This window comes from Nitrobacter sp. TKz-YC01 (assembly GCF_047824785.1).
Taxonomy (GTDB): Bacteria; Pseudomonadota; Alphaproteobacteria; order Rhizobiales; family Xanthobacteraceae; genus Nitrobacter.
Genome location: NZ_CP181167.1, coordinates 1,943,699 through 1,955,773 on the forward strand (window position 1 = coordinate 1,943,699; position 12,075 = coordinate 1,955,773).

The following is a 12,075-nucleotide window of genomic DNA, read 5'->3' on the forward strand; positions in this document are numbered from 1 at the left end:
TTCGAGCGAACCGATATCCACTTCGCTTGTAAACGCTCTAGCGGAGGACGATCGAGCCCGAGCGGCCGACAAGGCGCGCCAGCTGCTTGAACCGGCCACCCACACGATCCGCGACCAGATCGACCAGCCGGTGTTCGAACACAAGCGTCAGCTTGCGACCGCTGCTTTTGAACTGGGTGGCGGACAACACGCCTGGTTGAGCTGCCGAAATCAGATGCGCGACGCGAAAGGCGGCGCCCAGAATGCGCGCGCTCTCATCCATGGGCGAAGTTACCAGTTCGGATACCACGGGTGAAGGAGCGTTAGCTTCACTCAATCCGGCATAGCGGTAGTATACCGACAGCGCGACGAAGGCTCGTCCCTGATGGTCGATGCTGACGAAATTGCCATTCATGATCAGACTGAGCGTCTGCTCGCTGCGGTAGTCGGGATGGATGCGCCATCCGATATCGGAAAGCAGGCAGGCGGTGTGGCGCAGCCGTCGGTCGTCTTCGGTCTCCTTGAGCTTTAGAGTCCGAAACAACCGATCGGTCCATTCGATCAGTTCCTCGGCATGACACGCCGAGCGCGACAGCAAGCCGTTCAGCGTTTGCGCGGCGCAGATCAATCCATCTCTGGATCGGTCGGCGGCGGGCAGCATCGAATAAAGTAGACCCTCACGGACGCCATAGGTCGAGAACACGATGGCCTTCGGCTTCGCAATCCGGATGATGTGCTCCAGCACCAGAGCGGCATAAGTCAGCAGCGGCTGCCGTGCTTCGGCGACCACCTCGATATCCGCCAGCATGTCGGAAGCAACCAGACGGCGCAGCCGCCTGACGAAATCAAGCGCGTCGGCCGCGGGAATGGAATAGCCGTGCATGACGCGAAGCGGATACCCGCTCTGGATGATGTGAAGGCGCGCCAGCGCGCGCCATGTTCCGCCGATAGCGTAGAAAGTGCGGCCCTTGCCGGCCTTCAGCGGTGTCGCGTCGGCGAGCGCGGCTTTTACAATGCTGTTCGCGCGCTTCAGCGATTTCTTCGACGCATCCTGCAAGGCGAGACTGCCCAGCGGCAGCGTTATTCCGCGCCCCACCCGGTGGTTGCGCACGTCGGTCAGTTCCAGCGAACCGCCGCCGAGATCGCCCACGATTCCGTTCGGTTTGTGGACGCTGGAAACGACCCCGAGCGCCGCAAGGTAGGCTTCCTGTGGTCCCGGCAGAATTTCAATCGTCACGCCGCAGATGCGCTCAGCCTGGGCTATGAAATCCGCGCCGTTGGTGGCGTCGCGGCATGCGGCGGTCGCGATGGCGTGAACGCGGCTGATCTTCATGACCTTGCACAGCGCATGGAAACGCCGCAGGGATGTCAGCGCCTTGGTGATGGCATCCGACGCAAGCAATCCGGTGGACTGCACTTCGCGCCCGAGTCCGCACGATGCCTTCTCGTTGAAGACCGAGACGAGACTTCGCTCCAACGCTTCATAGACGACGAGGCGAACGGAGTTGGAGCCGATATCGATGACGGCGACACTGGAGTCCGGCTTGCGCGGACGCAGATATGTCGGGGCCGGCGGTCTATGCCGGCGGCTGCCGCTCTGAGCGACGCGTGAGACGGCGCGGCGAAGATTCCTTGAGCGACTTTCCACGGCCGGACAGACTCGGGTTTGTCATGAAATAGTTATGCAGGTTGAAGGGCTCCTCACCCTTCGCGGCCTTCATACGCGTTGACGATCCATCCGGCAACAACTGCCAGCTCTGTTCGGTATCCTTGAGGTTCGCGACCATGATCTGTTCGAGAACCTGCCGATGCACCGTCGCATTCTGCAGCGGGCACAGCACTTCGACACGCCGGTCGAGGTTGCGCGGCATCATGTCCGCGGACGAGATATACACAGCGGCCTTTGGTCCTGGCATGGTCTGCCCCATTCCAAAACAATAAATCCGGCCGTGCTCCAGAAACCTGCCGATGACTGACTTGACGCGAATGTTTTCCGACAATCCGGGAACTCCGGGCCGCAGGCAGCAGATGCCGCGCACGATCAATTCGACGGAAACGCCTGCCATGGATGCTTCATAGAGCGCATCGATGATGTCGGGATCGACCAGCGCGTTCATCTTCATCCAGACCGCGGCCGGTTTGCCGTTACGGGCGAAAGTGGTTTCACCGCGAATATGATCGAGAATCCGATTCCGCAGCGTCAGGGGCGATACGGCCATTCTCTCGATATCGCTCGGCTCGGCGTAGCCCGTGATGTAATTGAATACGCGCGCCGCATCACGGCCTATGATCGGATCCGACGTGAAATACGACAGGTCGGTATAGATACGCGCGGTCACCGGGTGATAGTTGCCGGTACCGGTGTGGATGTAGGTCGCGAGATTGCCGCCTTCCCGGCGCACGACCAGCGAGAGCTTGGCGTGCGTCTTTAGTTCGAGGAAGCCGTAGACTACCTGCACGCCGGCGCGCTCGAGGTCGCGCGCCCAGCGGATGTTGGCCTCTTCGTCGAACCGCGCCTTGAGCTCGATGAGCGCCGTGACGGACTTGCCTGCCTCCGCGGCCTCCGCCAGCGCCCGCACGATCGGCGAGTTGTTGGAGGTGCGGTAGAGCGTCTGCTTGATCGCGACGACGTCAGGGTCGCGCGCGGCCTGTTGCAGGAATTGCACGACGACGTCGAACGACTCGTAAGGATGATGAACGATCAGGTCCTTCTGCCGGATGGCGGCGAACACGTCGCCGCCATGATCGCGCACGCGCTCGGGATGGCGCGGAACATACGGCACGAATTCAAGGTCGGGCCGGTCGAGCCGTGTGAGTTGCGACAGCTCGTTCATGGCGAGGACGCCGTCCACCAGCAGCACTTCGTCGTCAGCCGCCGATAGCGCCCGCTGAACGAATGCGCGCAGCTCGGCGGGCATGGCGGCTTCGATTTCGAGCCGGATGACGGAGCCGCGCCGGCGGCGTTTCAACGCAGTCTCGAACAGGCGAACCAGATCCTCCGCCTCCTCCTCGATTTCCAGCTCGGAGTCCCGGATGATGCGGAACGCGCCCTGCCCCTTGACGGTGTAGCCCGGAAACAGCCGGTTGATGAACAGGCTGGTGGCGCCTTCAATTGTGATCAGCCTGACCGGATCGTCCTTGCTGGCTACCGGCAGCCTCAGGAACCGGTCGATCTTGCTGGGCATGCGGATCAACGCATTCATCGGCTTGCCATCGGAGGTCCGCGCCAGTTGCAGCGCGATGGTGAAGCCAAGGCTTGGAATGAACGGAAACGGGTGGGCCGGATCGATGGCGAGCGGCGTCAGCAAAGGGAAGATATTGTGCAGGAAGTGATCGGCGATCCAGTTCCGCTCGGCTTTGGTGACATCCTTGCCGTCGATCAGGACGATCCCCACCCCGGCCAGCATATTGCGCAGATCCCGCCAGATCGCCTGCTGGTCGCTCGCGAGATCGGAGACCGTCTCGTTGATGAGAACGAGTTGCTCCGACGGCGTCAGCCCGTCCGGGCTGCGCTCGGTGATCCCTTCCCGCACCTGCGCCTTGATGCCGGCGACGCGGACCATGAAGAATTCATCGAGGTTATTGGCGGAAATCGACAGAAATCGGACGCGCTCAAGCGCGGGATGGCCGGGATTGACCGATTCCTCAAGGACGCGGCGGTTAAAATGCAGCCAGGATAATTCCCGATTGATAAACCGTTCCGGACTGGCCCGGATCGCTGAGTCCAGTTCCAGTTCCGGCTTTTTGTCTTCGGGAGCAATCGCTTGAATTGAATCCATCGATATGTCGGTCCGTATTCTCGTGCCTTCGAGCGAAGCGGATAGCCGGTTCGCGTAAAGAAAACGCGTCAGATCAAAACCTGCTTGCCCGCTTCCGACCCCGTCAGAAGTGGTGAGGCTCAGATACTGAGGCTGCGGCGCAACAGCGGTAAAACCATGGGCCAGCTCGATGACGTTTCCATGACATTTGACGTTGCGGAAGGTCGGGGCGTCAAGGTCTGTCGAAGGAATGCGGAGCCGTATGGTTTCAGTCGTGATTTCGAAGCAGTTCCGCGGCGAGCGCGCGCGTCACCGGCCTGCCAAGCCGTAACGATTCGGCATCGAGCCGTTCGACCGCGAGGCGGGCGGCGGCAACCGATCGTTCGGTCCGCGTTGCGATCAAACTCACGATCGCTTCGTCGATATTCATCTGGCGGTCCGCGGAGAACTTCACGATCAGCGCCCGGAGCAGATGATCGTCGGGCGGCATCAACGTCACGACCGGCACCGCGCGCAGTCGCGACCGGAGGTCGCGCAGCCCGATCTCGATCGCGGCCGGCGTGACTCGCGCCGTCATCAGCACGAACGCGGCTTCCTCACGGGCGAGGTTCATCAGGTGGAACAGGGCAAGCTCATCGAAGGTTTTCGGATTGATATCCTCCACGACAAGCGCCCCTGTCGTCAGGGCCATCGGCACCGTCGCCGCGGTCAGGCCTTGCGCGCTGATGGAGCGCGCCCCTGCCCGTTCCGCCCAGATCGCCGCGAGATGACTCTTGCCGCAACCTTCAGGGCCGGCCAGCAACATGATCCTGTTCGGCCACTCCGGCCAGCTCTCGATCAGCGACAGCGCCGCCGTGTTCGCGGGACCTTCAAGAAAATCATCCCGTGAAAAGCTTTCAGCGTGCGGCAGCGAGAATGCGAGCTGACGGGAGGGAGGACGGCCTGCCACGCATTTACTCCACGTCAGCACCAACTCGCGCGCACGGTGCGACCTTCATTGCGGATCGATGGTGCTCATGTGGCGCACCCACTCCACGAGATAGAAAGAGACGGAAACCAGGGTCAGGATCGCTATGGCGGCCATCAGAAGGGCTTCGTAGGGCGAGGAATCAAATCCGAATCCCAGCGCGGCCAGCACCAGCGCCGCGAACGCGACCTGCGCTCCCGTATTGAGCTTCGAGACCAGCAGCGGCTTCATCGGCACCGGCTTGTTGAACAGCCACGACACGATCACGGCCCCGACGATCATGATGTCGCGCGAGACCACCAGGATAACGAGCCAGATGGGAATAGCTCCCAGGATGCCGAGCGTCACGAAGATCGAGACCAGCAGCGCCTTGTCAGCCAGCGGATCCAGGAGCGCGCCCAGTTCGCTCGCCATATTGAAGCGCTTGGCCAGAAACCCGTCCACCGCATCGCTGACGCCGGCAACCACGAAGATGGCGAAAGCGATCTCCATCTGATTGGAGGCGATAGCCCAGACAATGATTGGCACGAGCAGAATACGGCCGAGCGTAATGATATTTGGAATACTCACGCGACTTACAGGCTCCGGATGGTTCCCGCACAAAACCTTCGGGAGGCGAGGCTTTGCAGAAGAGGTCGGCCTTTGTCTACATAGTATATGCGGACAGCCCGTGCGAGCCATTGCGCAAGTCCGCGATCCGACGTAACCAGCCGGAAACGCCTTCGGATGCCGCTGCATGACCGACAAGAACAACAGCCTTACCTATGCCGGGGCGGGCGTCGATATCGACGCCGGCAACCGGCTGGTCGACCTCATCAAGCCGATGGTGCGCGCGACCGCTCGCGCCGGCGCGGAGGCTGAGATCGGCGGATTCGGCGGCCTGTTTGATCTCAAGGCCGCCGGCTTCGCGGACCCGATTCTGGTCGCGGCCAATGACGGGGTCGGAACCAAGGTCAAGATCGCGATCGAAACCGGCATCCACGACACCATCGGCATCGATCTTGTCGCCATGTCCGTCAACGATCTCGTCGTGCAGGGCGCGGAGCCCTTGTTCTTCCTCGATTATTTTGCCTGCGGCAAGCTGGATCCAAAAACGGCCGCGGCGGTCGTGGCCGGAATTGCCGAAGGCTGCCGGGAAGCGGGCTGCGCCCTGATCGGCGGCGAAACGGCTGAAATGCCCGGTCTCTACAAGGACGGCGACTACGACCTTGCCGGCTTCGCGGTCGGCGCGGCGGAACGCGGCTCCCTGTTGCCCGGCCGCGATATCGCCGCCGGTGATGCGGTGATCGGGCTGGCATCGTCCGGCGTGCATTCCAACGGCTATTCGCTGGTCCGCAAGATCGTCGAATCCTCGGGAATCGCCCTCTCCGCTCCCGCGCCATTCGCCCCTGTGGCGACCCTGGGGGGCGCGCTGCTGACCCCCACCCGGCTCTATGTCAAATCCTGCCTGCGCGCGATCCGAGAAACCGGCGCGGTGAAAGGGCTTGCCCACATCACCGGAGGCGGCTTCACCGACAACATTCCTCGCGTCCTGCCCGAAGGACTCGGCGTGCGGATCGACCTCGCCGGGTTGACGGTCCTTCCGGTATTCAAATGGCTGGCGCATCAGGGTCACGTCGCCGAGCGCGAGATGCTTCGAACCTTCAATTGCGGCGTCGGAATGGTCGCGATCGTGCGCCGCGACGCGGTTCAGCAGGTCGTGGATGTGCTGACGCAGGCCGGTGAACGCGTGTCGTTGCTTGGCGATGTGATCGTTGCGGGCGATGAAGGCCGGGTCGTTTACGACGGTCAACTCGATCTCGCCGTGTAGAACGCCCCCGCAGGGAATGTGAGCATGAAACGCCGTGTCGCCATCCTGATTTCCGGACGCGGATCAAACATGACGGCGCTGGTGGAAGCTGCAAAGGCCGAGGGCTTTCCGGCTGAAATAGCCCTCGTCATTTCCAATAAAGCGGGCGCGGCGGGCCTCGCCAGAGCCCGGGCGGCCGGCATCGAGACCCTCGTCATTGAAAGCAAGCCATTTGGCAAGGACCGTGCGGCGTTCGAGGCCGAACTGCAATCCGCCCTGGACGGCAAGCGCATCGAATTCATCTGCCTCGCGGGCTTCATGCGGCTTTTCACCGCCGAATTCGCCCGATGCTGGCATGGACGGATGCTCAACATCCATCCCTCGCTGCTTCCATCATTCCGGGGCATCGACCCCCACGGTCAGGCCCTGCGGGCGGGCGTGAAGATCTCTGGCGCCACGGTGCATTTCGTCGTCGCGGAAACGGACGCCGGCCCCATTGTCATGCAGGGCGCGGTGACCGTGCGTGACGACGATACAGCGGAGACACTGGCCGCGCGCGTTCTGGAGATCGAGCATCGCATCTACCCGGATGCGCTACGGCTGGTCGCGGGCGGAGGGGTTCGCCTGGATGGCGACATCTGCAAGACGTCGGCTAATGCCAGTCCGGACGATAGCCTGATCTCGCCGTCAGTGATCTGACCGCGTCCCGCTATAGCGTTTCCGAGCGAACCGGATTCCACTTCGCTCGAAAACGCTCTTGCTCACCCACCCACGCGATCGGAGGAGCGTGTCGCCGAACCCATCGCGGAGAACTGTGATCTACGAGATCTTCAGATCTACGAGATCTTCAGATTCTCGGCGGAGGTCTTGCCGCGATTTTCAACCAGATCGTATTCGATCGTCTGGTTTTCGTCGAGAGTGCTCAGGCCGGCGCGCTCAACGGCGGAGATATGAACGAACACGTCCCTATCGCCGGTCGTTGGCTTGATGAAGCCGTACCCTTTGGTTGGGTTAAACCATTTGACGGTGCCCTTTTGCATCGCCTGTCTCCTGTTGGGATATGATCAAAGACGTGGCCGCACTTTCGCGCCTCACGCCACAAGCGGGCCCCTCTCCTGATCTTTTCCGAACTTTCCGAATTGTACCGACGGGCGGGCTCTCAACCGATTGTTAAAGGATTGCAACATGAAAATTACCACTTAGCAAGTCACGCCAGGGAACTGAGAAACACCCGGGACCGTGGCTTTGAAAGAATCTTTGATGCGACCGCGATAGACGAAACCAAGGCGTTTCAAGTGTCTTGGCGATGCGTGAGCGTTCCGGAGACGAACCAGTTTCGCTCGCCAATATCCCGCTATCCACATGTTTGATTGCGCGTAACGATGGAAAAGATCGACCCACGCGCTGCGGCGAATGATCCATCAGGCTCTGAAAGCGCTAATCGGCGACTTGCATGCGATGGCGCATCATTGATCCGGCGCTGAGCACGATCATGATCCCTAGCAGGCCACACAACACCGCGCCTCCGGGTCCGCCGGCGGCAAATTGGGGCGCGATGCCGAGCCACCCCAGGATCGCGTCCAGAAAGGCGCCGGTCCCCCCATCGAAGAACCGGTGCAGCCGTGGCGCCACCGCCGGATCAGTCGCGATGACCTCGCCCGCGACCCAGCCCAGCAACGCCGATCCGGCCCAGATCAGAAAAGGCAGGCGCGTCAGAAGCATCATGATCAGCGCCGCGCCCGTCACGATCAGCGGCACGCTGACAGCCAGCCCGATGATCAACAGCGGCACGCTGCCATTCGCCGCCGCCGCGATCGCGATGACATTGTCGAGGCTCATCACGAAGTCGGCCACCACGACGACCCGGACGGCGGACCAGAGACGGCCGGCCGCCGGGACCGCCTCCTCGCCCTGCCTTTCCGGCACCAGCAGTTTGGTGGCTATCACAAGCAGCGCGAGTCCCCCCGCCAGCTTGAGGTAGGGCAGCCCCATCAAGGTCGTGATGATTCCCGCGAAGATGATGCGGAGGCCGACCGCGGCGCCCGCGCCGAGCACCACGCCCCAGAAGCGCAGGCGTGGAGGCAGCCCGCGGCAGGCAAGCGCGATCACCAGCGCATTGTCGCCGGACAAGACGACATCGATCCAGATGATCTTGCCGACGGCGAGCCAGAACGCCGGATCATTCAGGTCGTTTCGAAACTGATCGAAGGCCGAGGCGATCGCCGTCAGATCGAAGACGTGCAGTAGCGAATCCAACACATGTTCCTTCGATCGAACGCCGCCAGATTCGGCCGATAGCGTTCTCGAGCGAAGCATGTCCTCGGGGTGTGGCCCGAGGATGGCGGCCGGTTCGCGTGAAGAAGAAAACGCGTCAAAACAACAATCTCAAACTTCGCGTCTGATTGAATCGGAAGCGAAGCTCCAGAGACTGATTCAACACAGATGAATCAGTTTCGTCGCTCATCTTTCTGTTCGAAAATGCTCTGGAGCATGATCCGTTCAAGTTGAATCGGACCATGCTCTAGAAATTATTGTCTGGTCGCATTTTCTTGCGGCGAACCGGTATCCACTTCGCCGGAAAATGCTCTAGCCGACGATCTCGTTGCCCGAGAAGAACTGGGCGATTTCGACCGCCGCGGTTTCGGCTGCGTCCGATCCATGAACGGAGTTTTCACCGACCGATTTCGCATGGAGCTTGCGAATGGTGCCGTCGGCCGCCTTGGACGGGTCGGTCGCACCCATGATATCGCGATACTTGAGGATCGCGCCCTCGCCTTCCAGCACCTGCACGACCACCGGCCCGGAGATCATGAAGTCGACGAGTTCTCCAAAGAAAGGACGCGCCTTGTGCACGGCGTAAAACGTCTCGGCCTGCTCGCGGGTCATGCGGATGCGCTTTTGCGCCACAATTCGAAGTCCGGCCTTTTCTATCAGGGCGTTGATCGCGCCGGTCAGGTTTCGCGCGGTCGCGTCCGGCTTGAGAATCGAAAAGGTGCGTTCAATCGCCATGATGTCGTCCTTGATTTAGCGGTCGTAGGAATTGCGCGCTTATATCGGCGCCTGTCATTGACGGCAAGCGCATCGGGCATCCGACCCTCGCTCCTGCGGTAATTCCATGCGCGATAACGAACTCTGTAACCTGCATCACAGAGCGGTTCGAAACCATGACGTAGCCTCATCGCACTGAACCTGCCCGTCTGGCGAAACGTCAAACCAGGCGGACGAACGTTCACCGCGGCGCTTCCGGCGTCCAAACCTTGAGGAGAGAACATGATGTTTCGCAAAATCGCACTCGCCGCGATCGCGGCTGCGTCGCTTGGCACGGCCGCGTTGGCGCCCACCGCAGCATCCGCAGGCTGGGGCTGGCATCACCACGGTGGCCATCATCATCACGGTTGGCACCATCACGGCTGGCGTCATTATGCCTGGGGTCCCGGATTCATCGGCGCGCCGGGCGGCTGTTACGTGCGCAGGCTGGTGCCGACCTCGTTCGGACCGCGCTGGCGCGTCGTCAATCGCTGCTTCTGATCGCAGGGAACGGCAGTCTCGCCGAAACAAAGGCGGGACTGCCCCCTCGCGTTCAAGCGGCCGCCTCGATCTCGGCGAGTTCGACGCCTTCCTGCACGACATCGCCGACCCTGCATTTGATTTTCTTCAGCCTGCCGGCGAACGGAGCACGCAATGTCTGCTCCATTTTCATCACCTCCAGCGCGAGAATGGGTGCTCCCTTCTCCAGCAGCGTTCCCTCCTCCGCGAACAGCGCGACCACCGTGCCCGGCAGCGGCGCGATGATGCGGTCTTCACCGGCCTGCTCCTCGTCGTCTTCGCCAAACGGATCGACCCAGAGCAACTCGAACCGGCCGTTGCGCGTCCGCAAGTACAGCCCGCGTCCATCGAGCGCGAACACAACATGGCTTCGTCGTCCATCGAGGGTGAGGATGATGCCATCGGAGTCGTCGGCAGCAAACGCGAATGCGAGATTCTTGCCCCCAAGCTGAATTTCATCCGGACCATTGCCATAGACGAACGTGACCTCGTGCTCAGCCTGCCCCTGGCGGAACACGAACCGCCGCCGCCGACGGCCGACCGCCATCCAGCCCGCCGTTCGCCAGGGCGATGCGGTATCCGTTAAAGACGCCTTGCTTTCTTCCAGCAGGACGGCGGCGACGGCGGCCGCGAGTTCGGTCTCGCTTAGCGTCTCCGGGGGGCGGGTCAAATCTTGCAAATGACGCTCGATGAATCCGGTGTCGACCGCGTTGGCGCGCACGTCCGCGTGCGTGATCAGCGCGGACAGGAACGGAATGTTGGTCGCGACGCCGCGAACGTCCGTTTCGTCCAATCCGCGCGCCAGGCGGTGGATCGCGGCCTGACGGGTCGGCGCCCATGCGATGACCTTGGCGAGCATCGCGTCGTAGTTCGGTGGAACCGCATCGCCTTCACGGTAGCCGGCGTCGATACGCAAGCCCTCAACCTCGGGCGGCGTGCGCCACGTCCTGATGCGGCCGGCGGACGGCATGAAATTCCTGTTCGGATCCTCGGCATAGACCCGTGCTTCGATGGCGTGACCGTTCAGTGCGATCCGATCCTGCGTTAGCGGCAGTTTCTCGCCGAACGCGACCCGAAGCTGCCATTCCACGAGATCTATTCCGGTGATGAGTTCGGTCACGGGATGCTCGACCTGCAGGCGGGTATTCATTTCGATGAAGAACACATCCTTGCCGTCAGACACGAACTCGACGGTGCCCGCGCCGACATAGCTCACCGCGCTGGCGGCCTTGCGCGCGGCTTCGCACACCCTGTCGCGCTGCGCGGCGTTGAGTGTCGGCGACGGCGCTTCCTCGATCACTTTTTGGTGCCGCCGCTGCAAGGTGCATTCACGCTCGAACAGCGACAGCAGATTGCCATGGCTGTCGCCGATCACCTGCACTTCGATATGGCGGGGGCTCTCGACATATTTCTCGATCAGCATTCGATCGTCGCCGAAGGCCGCGCCTGCCTCGCGCCGGGCGCTGACGATGGCGGGAGCCAGTTCCGCGGCCGACCGCACGATCCGCATGCCGCGGCCACCGCCGCCGGCAGACGCCTTCACGAGAATCGGATAGCCGATCCGGTCCGCCGCGTTCCGCAGCGTGGCTTCGTCCTGCGTCTCGCCGTGATAGCCCGGCACCAGCGGCACGCCCGCTTTCTGCATCAGCGCCCTGGCGTCCGACTTCGTGCCCATCGCGGTCATCATCGCCGCCGTCGGCCCGACAAACACGAGGCCGGCATCGGCGCAGGCTTGGGCGAAGCCGGCATTCTCCGATAGAAATCCGTAGCCTGGATGGACGCCTTCCGCGCCGGTCCGGCGCGCGGCATCGATCACTTTCTCGATGTTGAGGTAGCTGTCGCGGGCGGGCGCGGGTCCAAGACACACTGCCTCGTCGGCCATGGCGACATGCATCGCGTCACGGTCGGCCTCGGAATAGACGGCGACGGTGCGCAGGCCCATGGCGCGGGCGGTGCGGATGATGCGGCACGCGATCTCGCCGCGATTGGCGATCAGCAGCGTATCAAGGGGACGACAGGTTGGAGCGCCGGCCATG

11 protein-coding genes are annotated in these 12,075 nt (G+C 62.2%); 3 read left to right on the top strand and 8 right to left on the bottom strand.

Translation table 11 applies throughout. From position 1 onward, the window contains the following. Positions 1 to 37: 37 nt before the first annotated feature. The 4 genes from ppx to ACMYR2_RS09165 form a co-directional block, all read right to left on the bottom strand. A complete protein-coding gene (ppx, locus tag ACMYR2_RS09150; protein WP_416194081.1) occupies positions 38 to 1,537 on the bottom strand; it encodes an exopolyphosphatase in 1,500 nt (499 codons plus the stop codon). 19 nt (positions 1,538 to 1,556) lie between these two features. Continuing rightward, entirely contained in the window at positions 1,557 to 3,758 is a 2,202-nt protein-coding gene (locus tag ACMYR2_RS09155) for an RNA degradosome polyphosphate kinase (protein ID WP_347263314.1), read from the bottom strand. Between the two features lie 247 nt (positions 3,759 to 4,005). After that, positions 4,006 to 4,686 carry a DnaA ATPase domain-containing protein gene (locus ACMYR2_RS09160; protein WP_347263315.1) on the bottom strand — a complete coding sequence of 227 codons (681 nt, stop codon included), beginning with the start codon at positions 4,684 to 4,686 and terminating at the stop codon, positions 4,006 to 4,008. A 45-nt stretch (positions 4,687 to 4,731) separates the two neighbouring features. Next, a complete protein-coding gene (locus ACMYR2_RS09165; protein ID WP_416194038.1) occupies positions 4,732 to 5,274 on the bottom strand; it encodes a CDP-alcohol phosphatidyltransferase family protein in 543 nt (180 codons plus the stop codon). A gap of 166 nt (positions 5,275 to 5,440) precedes the next feature. Between ACMYR2_RS09165 and purM the strand changes: the two genes are divergently transcribed. Together purM and purN are read left to right on the top strand one after the other, a co-directional pair. Beyond that, on the top strand, positions 5,441 to 6,514 hold the full coding sequence (purM, locus tag ACMYR2_RS09170) for a phosphoribosylformylglycinamidine cyclo-ligase (RefSeq protein ID WP_347263317.1): 1,074 nt from the start codon (positions 5,441 to 5,443) through the stop codon (positions 6,512 to 6,514). A gap of 24 nt (positions 6,515 to 6,538) precedes the next feature. Beyond that, complete coding sequence (gene purN, locus ACMYR2_RS09175; RefSeq protein ID WP_347263318.1) at positions 6,539 to 7,192, top strand: phosphoribosylglycinamide formyltransferase; 654 nt, start codon at positions 6,539 to 6,541, stop codon at positions 7,190 to 7,192. A gap of 137 nt (positions 7,193 to 7,329) precedes the next feature. On the opposite strand, the gene ACMYR2_RS09180 is transcribed toward purN, so the two are convergent. The 3 genes from ACMYR2_RS09180 to ndk form a co-directional block, all read right to left on the bottom strand. Then, on the bottom strand, positions 7,330 to 7,533 hold the full coding sequence (locus ACMYR2_RS09180) for a cold-shock protein (RefSeq protein WP_011314864.1): 204 nt from the start codon (positions 7,531 to 7,533) through the stop codon (positions 7,330 to 7,332). Between the two features lie 397 nt (positions 7,534 to 7,930). After that, entirely contained in the window at positions 7,931 to 8,749 is an 819-nt protein-coding gene (locus ACMYR2_RS09185; RefSeq protein WP_347263319.1) for a YjbE family putative metal transport protein, read from the bottom strand. Positions 8,750 to 9,079: 330 nt separating this feature from the next. Continuing rightward, positions 9,080 to 9,502: a nucleoside-diphosphate kinase gene (ndk, locus tag ACMYR2_RS09190; protein WP_347263320.1), complete on the bottom strand. Its 423-nt coding sequence runs from the start codon at positions 9,500 to 9,502 to the stop codon at positions 9,080 to 9,082. A gap of 261 nt (positions 9,503 to 9,763) precedes the next feature. Between ndk and ACMYR2_RS09195 the strand changes: the two genes are divergently transcribed. Then, positions 9,764 to 10,021, top strand: a complete 258-nt coding sequence (locus ACMYR2_RS09195) for a hypothetical protein (protein WP_416194039.1) — start codon at positions 9,764 to 9,766, stop codon at positions 10,019 to 10,021. Positions 10,022 to 10,073: 52 nt separating this feature from the next. On the opposite strand, the gene ACMYR2_RS09200 is transcribed toward ACMYR2_RS09195, so the two are convergent. Next, complete coding sequence (locus tag ACMYR2_RS09200) at positions 10,074 to 12,074, bottom strand: acetyl/propionyl/methylcrotonyl-CoA carboxylase subunit alpha (protein WP_347263322.1); 2,001 nt, start codon at positions 12,072 to 12,074, stop codon at positions 10,074 to 10,076. Position 12,075: the final 1 nt, after the last annotated feature.